A 21,906-nucleotide genomic window follows, 5' to 3' on the forward strand; every position below is an offset into this window, starting at 1 on the left:
TGCGGTGGTTCGTTGGTGATGTGCTGTCTCAGACGATGTGGTCCGCCGTTGAGTGCGTCCGGTCGTCTCCATCGTTCGAAAAGTCATGAAGGGACCGACATCGTGGTTGGGCTTGATGGTCCGCGCAGGCAGCGCGACCTTACTGGGAATTTGCGACGGTTCGCGGCGGTCGCGGCCGCTGTGACGGCGACCGTGGCCGCGCTGCCGGTGGGCACCGCCGCCGCCGAGGAACCGGCGCCCGTCGGTATCGCGACCGATCGTCAAGAGCGAGTGCTCGAAACTCGCGACGGCATAGTCGTTTCCAATGTCACGTACTCACTGCCGTTGCCCGCGGGCGCGCCGCCGCATCCGGCCGCCTGTGATCGGGTGGGATATCTGCGTTATCGGCCCGTCGGTGGTCCGGAGAAGTCCAGTGACGCCGACAAGGTGATCGTGCAGCAGCCGGGTGCGATCGGTGGCGCGGTGAACTCCGACAGCGTCGCTGCCAATACCGTCGTGTCCGCGCGTGCACTGGGGCAGAACATCGAGTTCTGGGCCCTGGCGCGGCGCAGCTCCTGCCTCGATGAGAACGCCGGTTTCGATTACGCCCTGCGCACCGGCAACTACCTCGACGCGGTCGACTACTACTTCAACCACAAGCCGATCGACGGCCAGGTGTTCGGAGGTTTCAAGGAATCTCAGGATCTGGCCGTGCTGGATCTCATGGGTATGGAGCGGATCATCCGCGACCAGTACGAGATCATGCTCAACGAGATCCCCGATCAGGTTGTGCGCCAGCAGAAATACGTGTGCGCCGGAATCTCGCTCGGTGGGCTGGTCACCGGCTTCTTCACCGACTGGGACTTCGACGGCAATCCCGCCACCACCCGCGACGCCGGCTACCGCCAGTGCTCCGCGTTCGCCGCGCAGGACACCATGATCTCCTCGGATCCGGTGGCGATCCAGAACACCCCGTTCCTGCAGGACCTCACCAATGCCATCGTCGGGCCCACCAACGACGTGGTGAAGGCGGTCGAGAACACGGGTGTGCTGCCGCGTTCGCTGGTCTCGGTGCCGATCGTCGGCGCCCGCACATTCATGATCTACCGCCTCGCCGGGCTGGCCGCACATCTGGAGCCGGACGCGGAAAGTCAACTGCTGTCCCACCTTCCGCACGATCTGGATATCGACGCGACGCTCGACTACATGTTCTCCGGATCGCTGACCGGATTCGCCACCAACGGCGGCGACGGTTCGGGCAACATCCGGGATTACCGGTTCACCAACACCGCGCTGCTGGGTGAGTTCATCGACAACAACTCGGGCAATTTCGCACTGTTCCAGCAGGGCGTCGGTGCTCTGGCCGGGGGGCCGGTGTCCGACAAGAGCTTCCCGGTACCGGGCTCGGTCACCCAGGTGCCACTGCTGGGTGGATTCCTGCGCACGGTGGCGGGTTCGCAGCGGCGGGTGCGTCCCACCGACCCCACTGTGCTGTACACCTGGCGCAACTACGACGACGTGCAGGGTGTGCCGTACACCGCCCCGAACCACGAGGTGTCCGATATCCGAGATGCGGCAAGGCAACTCGGCACCGGCGGCCCGTACGCGTACTGGGAGACGTACTTCCCGACACGGCTGTTCATCGATATCGGTGCGGGATACGGCGGTGCGCGCAGCGGCGATATGACTAATCTCCGGTACCACAATATGGCCGATACGAAACCGCTGTATATCGCGTACGCGGGAGACGGTTTCGTGCAATTGGGCGCGACTCTGGCCGTACCGGCCCCGTCGACCGCGCAGGTGGTCACGCTGCCCGGGTACAGCCATGTGGACACCATCGGCGCCGCGCGGGTGCAGAACAACGGGAAGCCGGACGCGAGCGCGCAAAGCCTCGCCGAATTCGTCAAGAGCCTCCCGTGACCACCGAGCTCACGACCACGTCTCGCGGAAAGCGGAGAACAATGCGGTTCATCAGGCGGATCAGGCCGCTACTGTCCATGACCATTCCCCTGGCCGTCACGGCCACACTTGTCATCACCGGCCTGACCATCACGGAATCGGCTGCCGCACCGGCAGGTTCGGGGGTCGCCGATCAGGAAACCATCACACCGATCACCGGTGACCCGGCCCTGGGCGACGATGTCGAGGCGACCTTCGTGCGCCTGCACTACCCGAGCCCGTACTCCACCATGGCGCACCCCGAGGCGTGCGACTGGATCTCGTTCGTGCGCTATCGATCCAAGAACGGGCCCGCCAAATCCTCGGACGCGGATGCGGTCCTGACCATGCAGCCCGGCACCTTCTCGGGTGCGGCGAACTTGAATCCCCAAGCGCCGCAGGTGGTTCGGAAGGCGGCGGCGACCGGCAAATTCGTCGAGTACATCTCGATGGATCGGCGCGCCAACTGCGCCGAGGACCACACCGGATGGGAAGCGGCCAACCAGGCGGGGGACTACCACATCGCGGCCGACTACTACTTCCACGGCAAGAGCATCGACGGGAAGTCCTATCACTATCAGACCCCGCAGGATCTGAACTACCTCGGCGAATACGGTCTGGCGCTGACCATGGACGACTGGCGCGTGGTCATCCAGTACCTGCTCCCGGACGCCGCGGACCGGCACAAGAGTTTCTGCGGTGGACATTCCCTGGGCGCGTTCCTGGTCGGCCCGATGATGGCGTGGGACTTCGACCAGAATCCCGCGACAACAGAGGACGCGGGCTACAACCTCTGCGGCGGAGGCAGCGTGCCGGAGGATGGGTTCGCCATGACCGATCCGGCCGGTTTCTCCGGGATTCCACCGCTGGACGCGTTCATGTCGACCGTCGGCGGTGCGGTCAAGAATGGTGTGGACCTGCTGCTGAAGAACGGTCTGAGTGTGGCTCAGCTGCCGGTGATCGCGGCCAGCGAAATCATGAACGCCTACCAGCTCGCGGCCATGGCCGCGGATCAAAAGCCGGAGGACGAAAGCGATCTCAAGGCTGTGGTGCCGGTGGATCTGCGGACCGAGCCGTGGATGCGCCTGTTCTACGGCAAGGACTATCTGGACCTGTTCACCGGCAACAACCTGCCCCGCGATTTCCGGCTCACCAACATGTCGGCGCTGGGCATGCTGTTCGATCAGAACTCCGCGGAATATGTCCTGCAGGCCGGGCTCGGCTTCTACGACTGCCCGACTGTGGGTAAGACCTATCCGGTGCCGAATGGCCTGGCCTCGGTGCCGGTGCTGGGACCGAGTCTGTTCATCATCCCGCTGCGGGTGGGCTACGGGCAGAACTACACCCCGGTCGATCACAACCAGGTGTGCGGTTGGAAGAACTACGACCAAATGCCCGCATCCACCATCGACGGTATCGATCCGGTGCGTGGTCAGCCGACCGACCGCGATCACGAGGTCACCGACATCCGCCAATTCGCGCATGCGATGAACCCGGGCTGGCAGCCGACGGACTACTTCGAGGAGTACACGCCGCTGCGGATAATCACCGATACGATCTTCGCGCTGGGCCTGGGCCGGGATGGTGAGCTCAAACAGCTGCAGAATCGTTCGGGCGGCATCCTGAACTTCCTGCTGCACGGTGACCGCTGGCAGAGCACCCCGGCGGGGCAGCGCAATCTCACACTGCTGGCGGGTGATTCGCCGCTGCAGAACGCAGGTTACGGGGGCCTGTTGCCGGCGAACGCCAAGATTATCCCTGGCTACCGGCACTATGACGTGGTGACTGCGGCGGAGCGGCAGAACAACGGAATGCCGGAAATGGCAAGCACTCTCATCGCCAATTTCCTCACCCAGCCGTGAACCGTGCGGACGATGCCGTGTGGCGCTGTGCCGCGCCGGCATCGTCCGCATGCTTGGCTACCCGTCTCGCACACCGATGGGATCTGAACCGCGGTGTGTGCTCAGGACGCGACACACTGACTCGACGGCGACTTGAACGATCAGCGGCACGTTCGCGGAGATGATTCCGCCATGAGCAGCTCTAGGGCGGCGTCCCGCGTGGGATGCCTCCCGGCGGATGCTCGCATCCGACGTGCCGGAGCCGAACGACGAACCGGCTCCGGCGTACTCACTGTGAGGAGTGGTTCACGATGGCACTTGCAGAGCAAATCGCGGCCGTCGGCCAGGTGCGTTCCAGGTTCGGTCCGGCCTCGACCGCCCTGGATGTCGTCGCCGGCGTCGACCTGTCCGGAAGGACCGCTGTCATTACCGGCGGACATGCGGGAATGGGCCTGGAGGCGACGCGGGCAATGGTCCAGGCCGGCGCGCGAGTCATCATCGCGAGCCGCAGTCCCGAGCGGGCGGCACAATCGCTGCACGCGGCGGGAGTGCAGTCCGGCACTGAAGTCCTCGAAACGGACCTCGCCGACCTCGACAGCATCCGCAAGGCAGTCAGTGATCTACGCGGCAAGCCGGTGGAGCTGGACTACATCATCGCCAATGCGGGTGTTTTCGATCTGGAGCTGCGGCGCACACCGAACGGGTGGGAAGAGCAGTTCGCGGTCAATCATCTGGGGCACTTCGCATTGATCGCCGGGCTGTACCCGGGCGTGCGGCCGGGCGCGCGAATCGTCATCGTGTCCTCCGCCTCCCATATCGCCAGCGATATCCACTGGGACGATATCGACAACACCGATCGACCGTATGATCCGGCGATCGCCTACGGCCAGTCGAAGACCGCCAACGCATTACACGCGGTTGCCCTCGATCAGCTCGGATCATCCACGGGCATACGCGCATTCGCGGTACACCCCGGCTATGTTCCGGGCACTGGACTGAGCCCGCAATTGCACGAGCCGGGATCGGACCGAGCCAAAACGGTCCCGCAGGGCGCAGCTACCGTGGTCTGGGCGGCCACGGCACCCGAACTCGATCAGCGCGGAGGCATCTACCTGGAGGATTGCGCGGTCGCGGCGGTGAGCCACTCCACTGCCTTCCCGCGTGGTCTCCAGGACTACCTCGATGCCGGCGTACGCCCGCATGCCCTCGATTCCGTTTCCGCACAACGACTGTGGTCCCTGTCCGCGCGACGAACGGGGACAGACGTACCTCGGGGCTAGCGCTGGTCGCGGCCGAGACCGCGGACGGCCTCGGCGATCTGCCCGGTCGTGTCGAGCATCGCGGTGAACATGTCCTTCCGCGCGGCTGCCGTTGCACCACAGCGCATTACAGTTGCCCAACGCATAAGGGTCTCGTCGAGCACGGCGGGGGCGACCCCCGCGTCGGTCGGATCGGCGCGCCGGAAGGAATGATCCGGACGTTGCGGGCTCGCGCTGTGGTCAGCGCAGGCGGACGCGGAAGAAGGAGCCTCGGCCCGCTCGTTTCATGGTCCGCAGGAGGCCCGGAGTGGGAAGCCAGAAACGTTCGGGGCGCGGGAAGCTCTCCAGTGAACGGCCGAAGATGCCGAAGCGGCGCAGGTTGCGCGTGATCGTCAGCAGTGGGAAGACCGGTTGATAGTCGTAATCGAGCCGGCCGATGCCGAGCATCTCGGTGATGATATTGGCCATTTGCTCAGGCGCACGGGTGATTCCGTGGATCTCGGGGTGCTGGCGCCGCCACTGATCGGCGGCTTCCTCGGAGGCGAAGAAGCTGTTGTAGTCGCACCAGCCCACCACGCGGGCGCCCATCTCACGCACCGGATATCCCAGGTGCACCCGCAAGGTCTTGGGCTCGTAGTCCACCAGCATCCCGTCGCGTCCGACCAGGCGTACCGGTTGCCCGGTGTGGCGGCACACCGACTCGACCACCACCTCCGATCCGGGAAACTGCCCGGAGATCGCGCACGCTTCGACGGCACATTCGGCGAACCATCGTTGCTCGCCGTCGGCGGTGATGCGGTAGTGGTTGGGGAAGGTGGCGAACGGCCGGGCGTACACGAGCTCGCCTAGCGGTGGCTGCGGATACGGTTCGTCCTGGAATGTCGGGCTGCCCGCATGTTCTTCGTCCTGGACCGCCACGCAGATCGCGCCCTCGAGTGCTCGCATATCCGCGGTGAATTCGTCATCGGTGACCGGAAACCGTTCGCGCAGTTGCGCTATGGCGGGCGCTGTTCCGGTATTCCAGATCTGCGTCATGATCTCGTGCCGGATCGCGCGGGCGTTGCCACTGAGTTCGGCCATGGTGGGTTCCTTGTTCCCCGATCAGCTGTGAACAGTCGACGGTGTGAGGTGGAGGGCGAAGAATTCGGCGAGCTTGCCGACCACGAGAGGCACATACTCGGGCTTGTCGTACAGGTCGAAGTGGGTGGCGCCGTCGACCCAGAACAACTCCTTGGGCTCGCGGGCTCGCTCGATCGCGCCGCGACTGAAATAGGCGGTGTCGGCCCGAGTGCCGGCGATCATCAGCAGTGGCCGTGGGGAGATCAGCGCGATCGCCTCGTAGGAGGAGTACTGGGCGATCAGGTCGATGCTGCGAAATACGAATCGGTTCGTCGACCGCGGATGTGCCGCCCGGGGCGTGCGGTAGTAGTCGTATCCCTCGCGGCCCATAGGCGGTGCGGCGGCAGCTTCCTCGGCGGTGTCGGGGAGGATCGGTTCGAGCCGGGGCGCCTGGCCCAGTGCCTCGGCGGTGCGCGCAGCTCCGGCCTCGTCGAGCATCGCCTGGATGACCTCCGGAGGCTGGGTGCCGCCGAGGCCTTCGCACATCATCGATCCGATATCCAGCGCGCTGACCGTCGCGACCGCCTTGATGCGGTGCTCGGTTTGGGCCGCGAAGGGGACATAGCCGCCCGAGGCGCAAATGCCCAGGGCTCCGATTCGTTCCGGGTCGACCTCGGCGCGAATGCTCAGTAGACTCACCGCGCTTTTGATGTCCTCCACTCGAGCGAAAGGATTCTCCAAACCCCTTGGCTGGCCTTCACTTTCGCCTTGATAGGACGCGTCGAAAGCGAGAGTGACGAAACCCCGCGCCGCCAGTTCGGCCGCGTAGAGGCCGGCCGTCTGCTCCTTGACCCCACCGAACGGATGTGACACCACAATCGCCGGAGCCTGGTCTCCGGCTCGGTGGCTGCCGGGGATTCGAAGGGTTCCGGCGAGTGACCAGCCGTTGCTGTCGAATCGGATATCGACGGTGGTTGTGGTGTCGATGGCGTTCATGTCATTTGCTCCAGAGGGGAGATGTAATTCGGGGAGGTCATCGAGCGTCGTGCTCGACGCGAAGCGGTCGCCCCACCCTGGGGGCCCGAGATCGTAACCATTGAGTTGCCAGTTGCTTGGTTACTGATCAGTACACGTAAACATCAGACGTATGTCAAGTATGGTCCGGCGCATTTCACGGCTACATCAGATGCCAACCTTCCCGGCTTTCGCGTCCACGCTGTTCCCCCTCGAGGTGAGTCGCTCTGTGGGGTGCCGCTCGCCTTCTACGGGCGGGTCCATGGGAAATGGCCTGACCTACACCGACTCGGATTCATCCCGGCGGATAGGGGACTGGATCGTTGCTCGACGGCACGTCGCCTGTAGGTGGCTCGCACCTCGGCACCGTAAAAATTGCTGGTGTCGGGTTCGTGCGCCCACACCAGGAAGGCGACGAGCGCCGCCGCGGAAATCGCGAGTTGCCACATGGGTTCCACGTCCTTGGTGATCGGTGAAGCGATGTCCGCAGAGCTGCCTCCGGCGGGGGTCGGCTGCTGGTGGGCAGCTCGTTGCGGACGGTGAGATGGCCGCGACGCGCTTTTCTCCGGCACGGAGGAGTTCATTGATTACTATGTGATCAGTGTTCTCTTTTTGTGGACGATGTCAAGAGCTGAGTGTTTGCCAATTGGGACCATCGGAAATGCCAACAGCCTCGGCGAGCGACAAGCCGGTCCTCGAAAGTCCGGTTGCGTTCGCCGAGGCTGTTGTCCTGCAACAACTTCACATCGCCGGGAAGTCGTCGAGGGTCTTGGTGGGCTGGCGCGGTCAGTGCTGGCAGAGCCATTCGGTGCCGTAGTGCTTGGCGTTGTCGCCGTCGAGGTGCACCCAGTGACCGTCACCGTCAGTGCCGCACGCCGCACCTTCGGGACCGGGCCCGGGCGCAGGCGGTTCGGTCGTTGTCACCGGTGGTTCGGTGGTGGTGTCGGGTCCCGGTGCGGGCGCGGTCTCGGGTCCGGCACCGTGGTTGGGATTGGTGCAGATGGTGCCTTCGCACGGCACCCAGGTGCCATCCCCGTTGGGGTTCTGAATCGCGTTGGGTCCGACATACGAACCTCGCGGGCAGCCCGGATCCTGATTCTTCGCGCAGTACTCGTCGCTGAGGTTGTTGCCGGTGGATCCGTCGGCGCCGCGTTTGCCGGTCGTCGTCGGGGCGGGTGGGGGCTGCGGCGCGGATGTGGTCGGTTGATCATGCGGGGCCGAGGTGGGGGTGGCCGTGACTTTCGAGCTGGGGGCGGGAGCGGGCGTCGAGCTGTCGTTGGAGCACGCCGCCGCGCTCAGAATCAGGACCATTCCCGCGAGAACTGTCAAAGAACGCTTCACCCGGTGCTCCTCTTCGTCTCTGTTGCTCACCGTTGGCGGTGTGGATGGAAGTTCTGCGGTTCAGCGGCAGACAGCGTCGCTGATTGCCTGTGAGACGGGCAGGAACGGGCTGGCCTTGCCTCCGGTGGCTTCCACGAGATACACCAGCGGGTAGGCGACGATTGTGCATACCGGCGAGGGTGAGGGCGGGGAGGCATCTGCCACACCTGTCGCAGTGACTGCGGCGGCGGCGAGCGCGCCGCCGACGAGGGTCGTGCCGAGGAACTTGCGCATGACATCTGTCCTTTGTTCGTATCCACCCTGCGGATGTGTGAATCGGTTCCAGGTTCATTAGCCAATAAGTTGCCAACCTCGACAACTCGTTCAAGTAGACTCAAACATCAGACGTATGTCAAGAATGCTCGAATGCGTCGTTACGTGCGGATCAATATGGTGGAAAGGCGGTGCTGAGCGTGGCTGGACTATCCAGAATTGCTCAGAACATCACCCTGGCGCAGCAAGTTGCGGATGAGTTGCGAGCCCGCATCGCCTCGGGAGAATGGCCGGTCGGAACGAAGATTCCCTCCGAGCCCGAGCTGGTCAAGGCGCTGGGCGTGAGTCGCAGCACACTCCGGGAGGCGGTGCGCTCGCTCGCGCAGGTTCGCATGCTGGAGACGCGCCGAGGTGATGGCACCTACGTCCGTTCGGACAACACCCTGGAGTTTCCGCTACTGGATCGAATCGCTCACGCGCAGGTCCGTGAGGTGCTCGAGATACGCGCCATGCTCGAGGAATACACCGTGCGCGTGGCCGCCCAGCGCTGTACCCCGGCCGACGCCGAAATCTTGCGTGCACTGCTGACCGGCATCGAAGGGGCTGCAGCGCAAACGAACTCGTTCAGCGAACTGCTCCCGGCCGGAATCGCGTTCTACGAGGGTTTGAGTGCGGTGGCCGGCAACCAGTTGCTCGCGGATCTGTATCGGCATTTGTCTGCCGCGCAGACAGACGAGCCTTTCACCCACTTCGGCGACGAGTATCTCGCGCGTTGGAAGTCTCTGCTCGCCGAGTTGGTCGATGCCATCGCCGCGAACCGCCCTGCCCGTGCCGAAGAGGTGATGCGGCTCCTGCAGATCGCGGCCGTCAATGAGGTGCGCTGATCCAGCGCGCAGCACCAGCTTTCGTTCGGCAGTTGCAAGTTCGAAATGAAAGGACCTCTCGCACATGAGATTCGGTGTATCGATCCCCAACTACGGGGCGGCGGTTTCGCCCGAACGCCTCACTTTCTGGGCACAGGGCAGTGAACGTCTGGGCTTCGACCTGGCTTTGGTGACCGACCATCTGGCGCAGCCGCCCGATGTGCGCCAGGCCTACCCGGAAGACTTCTACGAATGCTTCGCCGCACTTACGCATCTGTCGGCCGTCACCTCGACGATCCGGCTGGGCACCTCGGTCGCCGTCATTCCGCTCCGGCATCCCGTGCACGTCGCGCGGGCGATTGCGACCATCGACCGGCTCAGCGGCGGTCGGATCATTTTCGGGATCGGCGTCGGCGGCAATGAACAGGAGTACCAGGCCCTGGGCGTCGACTTCCGTCGCCGCGGCGCGATGACCGACGAATATCTGACTGTCATTACGCGCCTGTGGGCGGGCGGGCACGTCAGTTTCGCCGGTGAATTCGCCGCCTTCGACGACCTTCTCGCTACGCCGGTCCCGAAACAGCAAGGTGGGCCGCCGATTTGGGTGGGTGGTGGCGCGAAACCCGCCTTGCGCCGCGCTATTGCCCACAACGGCACCTGGCACCCGGTGTTTCCCACACTCGACGGTCTCGACGCCGGAATCCGCGATGCGGCGGTTCTGGCGGAATCGCGCGGTGTCCCTGCGCCGGGAATCGCACCTCGAATTCGGCTCTCGATCTCGGCCACCTCACTGCCGGAGCCGGGACGGCCACTGGGTGTGGGCTCGGTCGAACAGATCGCCGCCGACCTGCACGAGTTGGCGGCGCGCACCATCGAGACCATCGTTTTCGACCCCGTCCAACACCCCTTCTTCCCCGACGCGCCGCCCTCACGTACCGCCGCTGAGGATGCCCGGGAATGGGATGCGGTCGAGCAACTCGCCTCCGAGATCATCGACACCGATGGTGGGGCGATCCGTGGGAGAACGCTGTAGCGCCCGACGGATCGCCGATCAGTGGTTGGGGCACCGTCAGTAGTGGGCACCGTATCGCTGGGATGTGACAGGGACTTCGCCCGATCGGCCTCTTGCCGACGGGGGAAGTCCCTGTATGTGAAACAGCTTATCCGCCTACGGGTTTGCCGAGCAGGTCCAGGATGACCGGCGCGATTTCCGGGAGCAGGGTGGACCAGAGTTCAGGGGCGAGCACGACCGAGCCGGCGTCTTTGGTGTTGCAGCCGGTCGGGGTCGGGACACCGTTGAAGCGGTCCTTGATGAAGTTCAGGAACAGTGGGACCGACAGCGCGTCGAGGCTGAGGTGCTCACTGAAGTGGTCGCGCAGGTACTGCACGCGTGCGGTGGGGTCGGCGCAGTAGGTATCGACGAGTTTGTTGACCGGTCCCACCGGCACCAGCCAGTCGGGATTCGACTGCGCTATGAACAGCGGCATATCGGGAACCGCGTGGCCCATCGCGATCTTGTCCATGACGGCGGCGGCGCGGGGATCATCGAGTGCATCGGGAATGGTGAACAGTCCGTTGATATTCACGAACGGCACCGCTGCCGCGGTGTAGATCTGGCAGAGATTCTGTTTGACGGTCACGAGCGCGTGCCCGGCCAGAGACAGGTTTTGGTTGAGAAAGTCCGCCAACTCTGGATATTCACGGCTGGCCCCGATCGCACCCGCGAACACGATTCCCGCCCCGGCATTGCCGCTGGCCATTTTCAATGCGGCACCGACGTCGGCCGGGACGCCGCCTTCGGCTACGCCGACGATATTCAGCTCGGGCGCGTAGCTCTGATGAAGTTCGGCCGCGTGCCCGGCCGCCAGCGCGCCGCCCGAGTATCCCATCAGGCCCACTTGTGTCTGGGCACCGTCGAGCGCCATGGGCTCGAAATTCTCGGCGGCGCGGATTCCGTCGAGGGTGATGTGTCCTTCGAGCGGTCCGGCGCCGAACGCTTCGTCGGGGCCTTCGGTATCGCTGATCACGACACCCCAGCCCATTTCGGCGGCGGCCAGGGGTACCACGAACAGACTCGATGTCTCACCGGCGCCGGCCAGCGACCCGACTGAGGCGACCTGACTGAGATAGGACGGCTTGCAGTACTGCCCGAGGGAGTCCTCAGCGGAGGCGTACGACAGCAGGGGACGTGGTCCGTTGCTCGCCGCATGCGGCCGCATCACCGTCGTGACGGCCGGAATGGCCTCGCCGCGGGTGTTGGTCGAGCGGAACGACAACTGCCACGCGTCCACATTGATCGGCAGCGCCGAAAGGTACCCCAGATGCACCTGGCGTGCCGCGATGATCTCGCCAGGGGCTTTGCTGTCGACCACGGACTGTGCCGGCCGGTAGAAGCCGGGATCCAGCTCCGGCGGCAGGGGAGGGATCGGGAACGGCAGCGGTGGCTGGACTGCGACCGGCGGTGTTGCCGGATCTGCATGGGCCGCAATCGATCCGGGGACAATTGCTGCTGCGGCAATCAGTAGCACGCCGCTGAAGAAGGCGCGCGTCCACGTCGGATGCGGCCTCGGGGCGGCTTCTTGTACAGCAGGCGATCCTGCGGGACTGATCATTTCTTGGGGTCCTCTTCGATTGCGTTGATGGATGCGGCCGCGGTGTTGTATCCACACCGTTGCTCTAGCGGGCAGCATCAGCGCAGGATGGATTGTGTCAGTATGCACATAATGATGCTATTTGGATAGCGACCACTTCTTAACGTCGGGTTCTCGGTTGCCACCTGCACAAGTGGAATCGGAAATAGGGCCGAGGCCTTTGCGCTTCCAGTCGCGAGCGATGCCGGGGGTGGGGAGCCGGAACGTGTCGGGGCGGGGTACTCGTCCGCGACGGGTAGTGCCGACAAGTCCGTACCCGCCGCAGGTTGCGGGCCGGCGGGAGGACCGGAAAGGTGCCCACTACGCGGTGCGGCATCTCCCGCATGGGATATCCCAGGTGCACACGTAGCGTCTTCGGTTCGAAGTCAGCCTCAATCGACCTGATGGTGAGCCCTGCCGTTATGATCGTTCACAAAGTGATCGCCGATCGCATTTGCCGTGGGGTGCGCGATGCGTCCGCTGCCTCGGCTGGACGGAAGGTGCCATAGCAATGTCTGTGCCGATGCCGGAGGGAAACGTACGACCCACCAGGCGAGAAGAGCGACGGGCCGCCACGGTCGCCGAGATCAAGGCACTTGCCCGTCGGCAGTTGGCCACCGCGGGGACGGGCGGCTTGTCGCTACGGGGAATCGCGCGCGAGATGCGGATGGCCTCTGCCGCGCTGTTCCGCTACTTCGACAGCCAGGCCGACCTGATCACCGCGCTGTGCGTGGACGCTTACAACTCCAAGGCGGATGCCATGGAGTCCGCACGATCGAAACACGATTCCGACCCCGCCGCGCAATGGCGGGCGGTGTGTATCGCGGTGCGCGAGTGGGCATTACAGCACCCTGCGGACTACGCTCTGATTTCCGGAACGCCACTCCCGGGATACCAGGCGCAACCAGAGCAGACCGGCCCGGCGGCCGCGCGGGTGGTGGCGGTATTGGGGGCCGCCTACCTCGCGGCGGTCGGCGCCGGCATCGCGGACCCGGCGCGAACTTCGGTACACGCCATATCGGCAGGACCGCTGCTCGCTTCGATGGTTCCGGGGGACGCTGAATTCGACACCGCCGTCATCGGCATCATCGCGAACGCGTGGGCGTCCATCCTGGGGTTCGTCTCAGCGGAAGTGTTCGGAAGTTTGTCAGCACTGGTCGTAGACGTAGACGCTCTGTACGACAGCCATATTGCGACAGTCATGACGGGAATGGGATACCAGAGCACAGTGGGCAGTTGAGGTGCCGTCGCAGATATCGCCCACTCGTGTGAGTTTGCGACACCCGGTGATCCAGTACAACATTCGGCGCAAACTGCAACTCCCCGAGTTCGACTCGGCCGCAGCTCTATTCGTTTGCCTCGCGGCCCCGCTGATCCCTGGCTCTCGTCGACCATGAATTTGTAGACCAAGGCCACAGTCACGAGTGCGGCCGCGAAAACCCGACCATCGCCACTCCGGCGATGAACAGCACCCATCGCAATGTGTGAAGTCGGAGTGGGCACACCGATGCTGACCGGACCGGATTGCACACCGGCGTCCATTCGTTCGAGAGATGCGGGCGGCGATCGATTCTGGGCTGGTGTAGCTCGGAATTGTGGCCATATTCAGATATCCTGCATATCCAGGATGGAAGATGCGGCATCTGGATGGAGTCGACGATGGTCAATGCGTGCAGTTACAGCGCTCGCCGCGAGCGGCCGGGATCTTTGTGATGGATAGTCACCGGGTTGAGGTCGTGCGTCGGGTCGAGCCTCGGCTGCCCGTGCTCGTGGTCGATGAACACCTCGTGATCCGTGCAAGTCGCAGCCGGTATCCGGAGGTGTTCCGCCGAGCCGACGCGCTCCCGATGTTCAAGTGGTAGCCAGCCGTTCATCCCGCTATTCCCACTTCAATTGCACCGTACCGACAGAGATGAGTGTCATGTCAGGGAACGCTCGCACGATGGTCATGCAGGAACGGGAAGAGATCGCCGATCTGCTGCGTACCCTCACGCCCGAGCAATGGAGCACTGAATCACTATGCCGCGGTTGGCAGGTTCGTGATGTTGTCGCCCATCTGCTCTACGAATCGACTCCGCCGCTGAAGTACGCCGTGGAGATCCTGCGCGCGGGTGGGTCGAGCGACCGCATCAACGCGGGCTATGTGCGACGCGGACGGGAGATGACGATCCCCGACCTCATCGCCGCCTTCGAAACCACGATTGCCGGTGGTATCGGCTCCCGGCTCGCACCACGAATCGTGCTGGCCGACACGATGATTCATCACCAGGACATTCGCAGGCCGCTCGGTCTGGCCCGTTCGATAGCACCGGCGCGGCTGCGTATGGTGCTCGATCATCCCGACCCGTTCCTGCGTCCTGGTCCGCGCATGCGCGGGTTGCGTTTCAGCGCGACCGATGTCGACTGGCACCACGGTGACGGGCCTGCCGTCCGCGGTCCAGGTGAGGCGATAGTCCTGGCTTTGGCCCGGCGGTCGGTGGCACTCGACGATCTCGAAGGCGCGGGCGTGCAAATTCTGCGTGGACGGGTAAGCGGCTCATAACCGGGGTCCGCTCGCCGTGACGAACGGTGAAGTCGAGGGTCAGTAGATCTAACTTGGATTATTGAAGAAACTGCTCGAGTGCGCGCGTTATGTCCGACGGCTGTTCGAGTACCGAGCAGTGACCTGAACCGGGGATCTCCTCTAGCTGGGCGCTTGGGATCAAGTTGGCCATTTGCCGTGCGAGTCGGGGTGGTGTCATCGCGTCGTTCGCGCCGACGACGACAAGGGTAGGCAGGGTGATGCGATTGAGCTCGCCTTCTACGGAGGGGCGGATCATCGCGGCGCGCATCGCCTGCGCTATGCCACGCTGACTGCATTGGCCGAGTCGATCGAGCCATTCGTCGACTGCCGCTTTGCCTTCCGTGCGGGAGAGGTAGGCGGGACTGAACATAAGCGGTGCGATGGTGTGTCGCAGTATTCGGGGTCCCATGATACGGAAGAGGCTGGCCTGTAGCGTATTTCGGCGTATCACGCGTGTGGATGCGGCAATGGCACAGGTGTCGATCAGGACCAGGGACCGTAGAAGGTCGCTGTGCCGAATGGCCAAGCGCTGTCCGATGAATCCACCGCTGGATAGCCCCACCCAGTGGACGGGGGAGGTTTCGAGCGTGGTGATCAACGCGGCTGCGTCGGCGGTGAGGGTGTCCATGTCGTAGCCCGTGCGAGGTGCTGGGGTATCTCCATGTGCGCGCCAGTCGATGGCGATGCAGCGGAAGCGATCGCGCAGGGCGTCGATTTGTTGCCGAAACATCCATCCGCCGAACAGCGTTCCGTGCCCGAAGACGATGGTCTGTGCCTGCGGCCGCCCAGGCGGTGCTCCGGTGTCGGTGTAGGCGAGGGTGATGCCGTTGACGTCGATGGTCGGCATGCGCGGACTCTATCGACGCTCGTAGAGGGCACGCAGCTGGCGCTTGTATACCTTGCCCGAGTCGTCGCGGGGCAAATCGTCGACAACGCGGATGAGTGTCGGGACCTTGTAGTCGGCGAGTTCTCCCGCGAGTTCGGTACGAATAATCGTTTCGTCGAGCTTCGTGCCGGGCCGGGCGATGATGTGCGCGGCGACTTGCTCACCGAGATCACCAGAGTGAGCTATTCCGAAGACTGCGACATCCTCCACCTGAGAGAGGGCGCTGATCGCTGCCTCGATCTCGGCGGGGTAGATGTTCACTCCACCGGCGATGATCACCTCGCTGGCGCGTCCGGTCAGATAGAGGTATCCGTCGGTGTCGAGGTAACCGAGGTCACCCACGGTGATCATGCCCGGCAGAGGTGTGGTCTTCGGGGCTAACTGGTTGAGGTAGTCGAAATCGGGCCAGTAGTCGGCGCTTTTGATGAATACCCGCCCGATCCGGCCCGGTGGCAATTCGGTGCCGTGCTCGTCGGTGATGACGACGGCGGCACCGTCCAATGGGCGGCCGACGGTCCCAGGGTGTTCGAGCCAGTCGGCGCTGCTGGTCCAGGTGATGGCACCGGATTCGCTGCAGCCGTAGAACTCCCACAGCGCCGCGCCGAACCAGTCGATGGCGGCTCGTTTCACTGCAGGCGGGCAGGGCGCGGCCGAATGGATGAGGTGGGTCAGGCAGGTGACGTCATAGCGGGCTCGCGTACCCGAGGGAAGGGACAGCAGTCGCGAGAGCATCGTCGGGACGGTCTTGGCGTGTTGAATTCGGTTCTGGTGCACCAGCTTTAGGAATTGCTCGCTGTTCCAGCGCGGCATTATGGTGATGTTGGTGCCCATGCGCAACGCCAACAATGCCACTGCGTTGGGGCTGGTGTGATAAAGCGGTCCGGCGACCAGCATCTGGCCGCTGGGTGTCAGTCCCATCCTTTGTGCGGTCGCGCCGGCGATCGAGAGCAACTGCTGTGGTGTCATGCGATGGCGCAGTACACCTTTCGGGCGTCCGGTGGTACCGGAGGTGTAGATCAGTCCCATGGAATCGGCGATCGCGCCCTCGACCCACCCCAGCGGTTCGCTGGTGGCGTCGATCCATTCCTCGAACAGTGCGTGCCGCCCAGTCGGCTGATTCGATGATCCGCCAACGCTGGTCTCGCGCGTCAGTTCTTCCGGCATCGCGATCTCGACGATGACCGGACTGGCATTTGCCGATTCGGCTGCCTTCTCGATGATGGGCACGAATTCGGTGTGGGCGAACACCATTCGGACGTCGGCGTCGGTGAGTACGTGCGCGACTTCCGGTGCCTGCCACCGCGTATTGATCGGCACCGGGTTCGCGCCGCAGGTAGCGGCGGCGAGGGAGACCTCGAGGAACTCGATGTCGTTGCGGGCCATGATCGCGATGCGCTGACCCGCACCGACTCCGGCATCGGCGAGTGCGGCGGCGAGTCTCCCGGCACGCCGGTGCGTCTCTGATTGGCGTCGTGTCCGAGCGCCACAGGTGATGATCGGGTCCGACGCTGTAGTCGCCTCGCTCATATCCCGAAGTCTGCCATCCTCGGTGTGAACTGGCGCGCACCTTCAGCGATCTTGGAACAATCCGAAGAACGTGGACATGGTCTCGACCGTGACGGGGTTGTCGCTGGGTTTGCCGTACAGGAACCGTGGGCCTTGTGAGGCGCCTGGGATTTGGTGACCGCCGTCGATGATCGTGTAGAGGCTGACCGGTGGCCGGTCTGCATGTGTGTAGTCCGTTCGTCGGACCGTGGTGCGTGACGGGCGGTCGGGGTCGAGCCACTGAACGGCCGGGGGAGTGTCGATGCCGTTGCGGGCTGCGAAGTACTGCGCGGTGTCGAGGGCAGACAGATGAACTCCTTTGGGGAACAGCCCGCGAAAGCTGACTCGGCCGCCCTCGTACGGTGCCAGCGGGTCCGCGGTCCCGTGGATGGAGAGCAAAGGTACGGCCCTGCCCGGCTGATCCGAGACCGAGCGGTTTTCGGGTGCGGGCAGGTTGCAGCCGATCAGTACCGCGCCCGCGAGTACATCCGGTGCATCGTGCAGGAGCCGAATCGTCATCTGGCCGCCGAGCGAATATCCGACAGCGAAGACCCGCTGTCGGTCGATCACGTGCTGGTCGGCCAGATCCTCGACCAATCGGCGTAGAAATCCCACGTCATCGATGGTTTTTGCCGTTGCCGACAGCATGACCGCCTTCCGGGCGCCGTTCCATTCGCGGCCGACAGCATCCGGATACGCGACGACAGCGTGTCCGCGGGCTGCCAGGGCATCGAAGGCCCGGGTGCTGAACTCGCGCATCGAATCCCCGGTCTGGAGAAACCCGTGCAACACCAAGACGAGCGCTGGACTGTCGACCGGATTTCGTGGAAACACCACTGTCGAGGTGCGCCGGCGCCCTCCATGATCGACGACGTATCGGTCAACGATGACGTTCGTAGCCAGCTTCTGCGGATCATCCACGGACTCGATTGTTGCTGGCCACGACGTCGGATGTCAGCGATATCGCTGACGATGCACCGATAGTCACTAAACTTGATCTTGCTGGCGCGCAAGCCAGGCAGTGGTAGGTACTGGCCGTCCCGACATCGAAGGGAAGGATCAGATGTGGTATCTCATCGACGCCGCCGAACCCGAGGCACTGCTGCGGTACGTGCCCGAGGAGGGCGCGGCGCGGTGGCGTTCCCTCTACCGGGCGGTGCGCCCCAATTCCCTTGCGAACCTTGCTCATACAGTGATCGTGCGAGCAATCGAGACTCATGCATCGTGCACCAGGTCGATCACTATTCGCGGCACGGCGCACAGTGCGGTGGCCAATCCGATCAACGGGTTGGACGGGCGCACCCTCGCCGTGCAGCTCTGGGCTGGCGACGACGGGGCCGAGCTCCTGGATCCACCGCAGGTGGACGCGTTCGTTTGGGATGGGCAGTTGTGGACGCTGATCAGCGCTGGCGCAGGGGGATCGGTGCTCCCGGCCAGTCACAATTTGCTGCACGGTGCCTGGTTCCTGTCCCGGATCATCGAGTGCGAACGCCGAGATCAGCTGATCACCGCCGCTATCGACCCACAGCCGGGCACCGAGTGGCAAGGTCCGATCCAGATCCTCACCGCCGACGATGCCCGCACAGCACGGGTAGCAGGCTGCTTTCGATATCACGCGCCGCATCGGCTGCGTGGACTTCTACTGCAAGTCGAACATGAACGCGACCCCGGCCTCGTGCTCCCCACCTACCACAACGACGCGACCGTGGCGTTGCTCGGCGGCACCACCGCATTGATCGATATGCGGCTCATGCAGATCATCGAGTGGCTGACGCCCCCACTTCCGCAGATCGCCTGGCGTCACCACCCAGTGTCAGGGGATACGGTCGCGTCGACGAGCCACGGTGAGTGGAACCTTGCGACAACGCATCTGGTCCATCCCGACGACAAAGCGATCTTTCTGAGCATGATGGCGGACCTGGCAACAGGCAAAGTAATGGGAGCTCACAGCGTCGTTCGACTGCTCACGGTCGACCGTGATTGGCTGCCGATCGAGATCTACACCGTGCCTCTACCTTCGGGTTTTCCTGGTGCGGAAGGATCGCCAAGGTTCTTCACGTCGCTCATTCGACCTGCTGGTGACTTGCCAGTGGGGCGGATAGCTGAGTCGTTGCGGACAGTGCAGATGTGATCTACGCTACAAAATGCACTCCCTCCAGGGAGTTACGCGAGATGTGAAGCCAGCCGTCTCCGCGTCGCTAGGTGCCTGCGCATGCGCGCAGCTGAATGCGTCCTGGAGGTGGTTCTGATGGTTGAGATCCCGGTAGGGGCATCACCGGCCCCGAACTCGGATATGACTACATCCCCGCGCTTATCGGGCGACGGGACTCCGCAGCTCGTATCGCCGGCGGACATGCCCCCGCACCTTGCCGGATGTTCCCATCCCAACGGCACGCACTCGCCGAAGCGCTGGGTGGTGGTGGAAAGACTCGGCGACACCAACGACGTCACAGTAGTTGTGGACGGCCCTCATCCGCGCCGGTTCGCCAACCTCAACCGCGTCACGATCGTGGCGAACCTAGCGATCGCACGGCGGCTGCCGCCGCTCATCGAACAATGCGTGGCGAGTCGTCGTGTCACCGGTGACCAATTGAAGCTGGCGTGTGGAGCATCGATCAGTATCGTCGCCAGCCCGGTCCTCGGCCCGTACGGACACGTCCGCGCGATTGCCCTCTGGGCAGGTGACGCTGATGAAGGACTGCCGCCACTTCCGAACATTGGCATCGTGGAGTGGGATGCCACGGTCGTGGTGTCCGCGTCTGCTTCTGCGCGTTCGTTGTTGCTCGACGACCAGCAGGTGGAGCGACTGATGTTGCCGGAGATGTTGTCGTACTTCGATCGCTTCGACGATCGGTCCGATTTCCTCGCCCTGCTCAGCGTAGACAATCCGATTGATGAATGGGTCGGTTGTGCCACAAGGACTTTCGATGACGGTACTGTGCACAAGCTTCACCTCGCTGCCCGCGCCTCCGGTATCGGAATCGGCCGCAAGGTCCGTGCCGTCGTGTGTGACATTACCGATGTCGAACCACCGGTGGCTCCCGACATGTATTCCAGTGCGCTGCGGCATGTTCCGATACCGCCCGGCCACGCCTTGGCTCTCATCGATCTGAATGGGCTAATCATTCATGATTGGGTTGCCAACGACCATGACCGGATCGCAGGATGGGTGCACCATCGCCCCCTGCTGCACCCGGAAGACCAGGCTTGCATCGTCGCCGCAGGTCTCGAAATGCTTGCTGGCACTTCGACTACCGCCAGGGTGCGTGCCCGGATCCGATTCGATCAGGCCGATGACTGGATTCACCTGGATTCGCGCTGGACCCGAATCGTCACCGGCGATCAGCCTCAGGTGATCGCGGACATCGCGATCGTTCCACCGATGCCGGCATCTGTTATCGACGAATGTGCTCGGTGTCAAGGGATTTCCGATGAAGCCGCCTGACGCCGGTGACCTGCGAGCGCGCATGCGCTGCCTACCCGCAGTTGCGGAGCCTTCCGAGGCGCACTCTTCGGCCGCGCTGGGCGAGAACTGTTCAACGAGAAGGGATTCGGAGCACATCGATGAAGGAGGCTGTCATGAAAGATAACGTCTACCGGCTCGAAGACCGATCCCCGGCGGTTATCGATGGTGTGCCGCTCGACCGGACCTATGCTGCTGGTGCAGCGTTGCGGGCCGCGCAGTCTGCCCTGGACCACTATCGAACTCGGCCATACGATCCCGCGGGCTGGAACAACCAGACATCCGCTGCGGCGGCCATGCAACGCATCACCTCCTTCGATGCCAGGCTCCAGTTGCTGCAACCCGGGTGCCGGAATGCTATGAGCGATGAGGAATTCGAGCTCTATCGCGCCGGCTGGGAGCAGCAGTGGCAGCTGCAGGAACTGATCGCGCACTGGGCGGCCGCCGAAGCCAACAGGGACAGCAACCCGCAACTGGCCGATCGGCGTTCCGCCCAAATCGGCGGCGAGGGGATCGACCTCGATCGTGCTCGAACCTGTGCTGCCGAGCACGAGGAATCTGGTTGGCCGCCGCCGGTGTGGTCTCGGATGGAACAGCTGGCTGTGGACTATGTCGAGATCACAGCCCTATTGGGCTGGGATCCATGGCACTGAATCCTGGATGATGTCGAGCAACCCGATCGTCCCCGTCCATGTGGGCCAATTCCGCAACAATGGCCGACTGGGTTTTGAAGACTCATGTGACTGCAATGCCTGACACCATTGCCCACCTCTGAACATCAAATGCCCATACCTGCCATTAGTTCTGTTTCTCGATGCCAGAATTTGTGATCCGTAGTCGAGGAAAACCTTGCGCAACTATGTGACATCGGTTACATTTAATGCATACCTCTCTTTTGAGAGATTCCCGGCACCCGCTATGCGGAACCGGATGACAAGCCGGACGTCCCACATACCTCGACCAATCGATTGAGTATCGGTGCCTTCGGGCCCTGGGACAGCCTGGTATGGCCTTGCGATTCTGGCGCTTTCCGAATATGGGCTTCCGCGTATTTCGGTGAGGTTCCGTCGGATCGAAAGGGAGTGGGTGAGATGAAGATCCTCGATCACGCCTGTCGGCGTTCGCATCGGCCTGGTGAGCGCCGGACGGTCCTGGTATGGGACGAGGCGCTTGACGAACGATTCGAGCGGCTCTACGACAAGATGCTGGACGACGAGCTGCGACTGCGGCGGCGTGTTCGCCATCGCCGGATGCTCGATCAGGAATAGCG

18 protein-coding genes and 1 pseudogene are annotated in these 21,906 nt (G+C 63.6%); 11 read left to right on the forward strand and 8 right to left on the reverse strand.

Annotated features, from left to right (window positions below; genetic code table 11):
- Nucleotides 1–180 precede the first annotated feature (180 nt).
- The 3 genes from OG716_RS05610 (at nucleotide 181) to OG716_RS05620 (ending at nucleotide 5,041) form a co-directional block, all read left to right on the forward strand.
- Nucleotides 181–1,902: a hypothetical protein gene (locus tag OG716_RS05610; RefSeq protein ID WP_405136623.1), complete on the forward strand. Its 1,722-nt coding sequence runs from the start codon at nucleotides 181–183 to the stop codon at nucleotides 1,900–1,902.
- Nucleotides 1,903–1,979: 77 nt separating this feature from the next.
- Nucleotides 1,980–3,782: a hypothetical protein gene (locus tag OG716_RS05615; RefSeq protein WP_405136624.1), complete on the forward strand. Its 1,803-nt coding sequence runs from the start codon at nucleotides 1,980–1,982 to the stop codon at nucleotides 3,780–3,782.
- A gap of 290 nt (nucleotides 3,783–4,072) precedes the next feature.
- A complete protein-coding gene (locus tag OG716_RS05620; RefSeq protein ID WP_405136625.1) occupies nucleotides 4,073–5,041 on the forward strand; it encodes an SDR family NAD(P)-dependent oxidoreductase in 969 nt (322 codons plus the stop codon).
- A 219-nt stretch (nucleotides 5,042–5,260) separates the two neighbouring features.
- Here OG716_RS05620 and OG716_RS05625 read toward each other — a convergent pair whose 3' ends face one another.
- The 4 genes and pseudogenes from OG716_RS05625 to OG716_RS05640 form a co-directional block, all read right to left on the reverse strand.
- The gene (locus tag OG716_RS05625; protein WP_405136626.1) at nucleotides 5,261–6,100 is read right to left on the reverse strand and encodes an alkylmercury lyase family protein; all 840 of its coding nucleotides are present in this window, start codon (nucleotides 6,098–6,100) and stop codon (nucleotides 5,261–5,263) included.
- Nucleotides 6,101–6,121: 21 nt separating this feature from the next.
- On the reverse strand, nucleotides 6,122–7,075 hold the full coding sequence (locus OG716_RS05630; RefSeq protein ID WP_405136627.1) for an alpha/beta hydrolase: 954 nt from the start codon (nucleotides 7,073–7,075) through the stop codon (nucleotides 6,122–6,124).
- Nucleotides 7,076–7,879: 804 nt separating this feature from the next.
- Nucleotides 7,880–8,251, reverse strand: a pseudogene (locus OG716_RS05635) (hypothetical protein); the annotation flags it as partial.
- A gap of 243 nt (nucleotides 8,252–8,494) precedes the next feature.
- Entirely contained in the window at nucleotides 8,495–8,707 is a 213-nt protein-coding gene (locus OG716_RS05640) for a hypothetical protein (protein ID WP_405136628.1), read from the reverse strand.
- 179 nt (nucleotides 8,708–8,886) lie between these two features.
- Between OG716_RS05640 and OG716_RS05645 the strand changes: the two genes are divergently transcribed.
- Nucleotides 8,887–9,570: a FadR/GntR family transcriptional regulator gene (locus tag OG716_RS05645; RefSeq protein WP_405136629.1), complete on the forward strand. Its 684-nt coding sequence runs from the start codon at nucleotides 8,887–8,889 to the stop codon at nucleotides 9,568–9,570.
- A 64-nt stretch (nucleotides 9,571–9,634) separates the two neighbouring features.
- The gene (locus tag OG716_RS05650) at nucleotides 9,635–10,582 is read left to right on the forward strand and encodes a TIGR03619 family F420-dependent LLM class oxidoreductase (protein WP_405136630.1); all 948 of its coding nucleotides are present in this window, start codon (nucleotides 9,635–9,637) and stop codon (nucleotides 10,580–10,582) included.
- A gap of 127 nt (nucleotides 10,583–10,709) precedes the next feature.
- Here OG716_RS05650 and OG716_RS05655 read toward each other — a convergent pair whose 3' ends face one another.
- A complete protein-coding gene (locus OG716_RS05655) occupies nucleotides 10,710–12,161 on the reverse strand; it encodes a lipase family protein (RefSeq protein WP_405136631.1) in 1,452 nt (483 codons plus the stop codon).
- A gap of 529 nt (nucleotides 12,162–12,690) precedes the next feature.
- On the opposite strand from OG716_RS05655, the gene OG716_RS05660 reads away from it, so the two are divergent.
- Both OG716_RS05660 and OG716_RS05665 read left to right on the forward strand, forming a co-directional pair.
- The gene (locus OG716_RS05660) at nucleotides 12,691–13,419 is read left to right on the forward strand and encodes a TetR/AcrR family transcriptional regulator (protein ID WP_405136632.1); all 729 of its coding nucleotides are present in this window, start codon (nucleotides 12,691–12,693) and stop codon (nucleotides 13,417–13,419) included.
- Between the two features lie 702 nt (nucleotides 13,420–14,121).
- Nucleotides 14,122–14,721, forward strand: a complete 600-nt coding sequence (locus tag OG716_RS05665) for a maleylpyruvate isomerase family mycothiol-dependent enzyme (RefSeq protein ID WP_405136633.1) — start codon at nucleotides 14,122–14,124, stop codon at nucleotides 14,719–14,721.
- 58 nt (nucleotides 14,722–14,779) lie between these two features.
- On the opposite strand, the gene OG716_RS05670 is transcribed toward OG716_RS05665, so the two are convergent.
- From OG716_RS05670 to OG716_RS05680, 3 genes are read right to left on the reverse strand one after another with little or no spacing between them, the layout of a single operon-like run.
- Entirely contained in the window at nucleotides 14,780–15,589 is an 810-nt protein-coding gene (locus OG716_RS05670; RefSeq protein ID WP_405136634.1) for an alpha/beta fold hydrolase, read from the reverse strand.
- Between the two features lie 9 nt (nucleotides 15,590–15,598).
- Entirely contained in the window at nucleotides 15,599–17,155 is a 1,557-nt protein-coding gene (locus tag OG716_RS05675; RefSeq protein ID WP_405136635.1) for an AMP-binding protein, read from the reverse strand.
- Between the two features lie 42 nt (nucleotides 17,156–17,197).
- Nucleotides 17,198–18,094 carry an alpha/beta hydrolase family esterase gene (locus OG716_RS05680; RefSeq protein WP_405136636.1) on the reverse strand — a complete coding sequence of 299 codons (897 nt, stop codon included), beginning with the start codon at nucleotides 18,092–18,094 and terminating at the stop codon, nucleotides 17,198–17,200.
- Nucleotides 18,095–18,236: 142 nt separating this feature from the next.
- Here OG716_RS05680 and OG716_RS05685 point away from each other — a divergent pair, with 142 nt between their 5' ends.
- From OG716_RS05685 to OG716_RS05700, 4 genes are all read left to right on the forward strand, one after another.
- Nucleotides 18,237–19,304, forward strand: coding sequence for a GAF domain-containing protein (locus OG716_RS05685; RefSeq protein WP_405136637.1), 1,068 nt, complete (start codon nucleotides 18,237–18,239; stop codon nucleotides 19,302–19,304).
- A 222-nt stretch (nucleotides 19,305–19,526) separates the two neighbouring features.
- Complete coding sequence (locus OG716_RS05690; RefSeq protein WP_405136638.1) at nucleotides 19,527–20,618, forward strand: GAF domain-containing protein; 1,092 nt, start codon at nucleotides 19,527–19,529, stop codon at nucleotides 20,616–20,618.
- 134 nt (nucleotides 20,619–20,752) lie between these two features.
- Nucleotides 20,753–21,289 carry a hypothetical protein gene (locus OG716_RS05695; protein ID WP_405136639.1) on the forward strand — a complete coding sequence of 179 codons (537 nt, stop codon included), beginning with the start codon at nucleotides 20,753–20,755 and terminating at the stop codon, nucleotides 21,287–21,289.
- Between the two features lie 438 nt (nucleotides 21,290–21,727).
- Nucleotides 21,728–21,904 carry a hypothetical protein gene (locus OG716_RS05700; RefSeq protein ID WP_405136640.1) on the forward strand — a complete coding sequence of 59 codons (177 nt, stop codon included), beginning with the start codon at nucleotides 21,728–21,730 and terminating at the stop codon, nucleotides 21,902–21,904.
- Nucleotides 21,905–21,906 lie beyond the last annotated feature (2 nt).

It is taken from the genome of Nocardia sp. NBC_01388 (assembly GCF_045040085.1).
GTDB lineage: Bacteria > Actinomycetota > Actinomycetes > Mycobacteriales > Mycobacteriaceae > Nocardia.

Coding starts and splice junctions, on each gene's coding strand:
- OG716_RS05650 (WP_405136630.1), top strand. CDS start 9,635: ATGAGATTCGGTGTATCGATCCCCAACTACGGGGCGGCGGTTTCGCCC.
- OG716_RS05665 (WP_405136633.1), top strand. CDS start 14,122: ATGGTCATGCAGGAACGGGAAGAGATCGCCGATCTGCTGCGTACCCTC.
- OG716_RS05655 (WP_405136631.1), bottom strand. CDS start 12,161: ATGATCAGTCCCGCAGGATCGCCTGCTGTACAAGAAGCCGCCCCGAGG.
- OG716_RS05675 (WP_405136635.1), bottom strand. CDS start 17,155: ATGAGCGAGGCGACTACAGCGTCGGACCCGATCATCACCTGTGGCGCT.
- OG716_RS05685 (WP_405136637.1), top strand. CDS start 18,237: ATGTGGTATCTCATCGACGCCGCCGAACCCGAGGCACTGCTGCGGTAC.
- OG716_RS05615 (WP_405136624.1), top strand. CDS start 1,980: ATGACCATTCCCCTGGCCGTCACGGCCACACTTGTCATCACCGGCCTG.
- OG716_RS05690 (WP_405136638.1), top strand. CDS start 19,527: ATGCCCCCGCACCTTGCCGGATGTTCCCATCCCAACGGCACGCACTCG.
- OG716_RS05640 (WP_405136628.1), bottom strand. CDS start 8,707: ATGCGCAAGTTCCTCGGCACGACCCTCGTCGGCGGCGCGCTCGCCGCC.
- OG716_RS05620 (WP_405136625.1), top strand. CDS start 4,073: ATGGCACTTGCAGAGCAAATCGCGGCCGTCGGCCAGGTGCGTTCCAGG.
- OG716_RS05700 (WP_405136640.1), top strand. CDS start 21,728: ATGAAGATCCTCGATCACGCCTGTCGGCGTTCGCATCGGCCTGGTGAG.
- OG716_RS05625 (WP_405136626.1), bottom strand. CDS start 6,100: ATGGCCGAACTCAGTGGCAACGCCCGCGCGATCCGGCACGAGATCATG.
- OG716_RS05660 (WP_405136632.1), top strand. CDS start 12,691: ATGTCTGTGCCGATGCCGGAGGGAAACGTACGACCCACCAGGCGAGAA.
- OG716_RS05630 (WP_405136627.1), bottom strand. CDS start 7,075: ATGAACGCCATCGACACCACAACCACCGTCGATATCCGATTCGACAGC.
- OG716_RS05695 (WP_405136639.1), top strand. CDS start 20,753: ATGAAAGATAACGTCTACCGGCTCGAAGACCGATCCCCGGCGGTTATC.
- OG716_RS05670 (WP_405136634.1), bottom strand. CDS start 15,589: ATGCCGACCATCGACGTCAACGGCATCACCCTCGCCTACACCGACACC.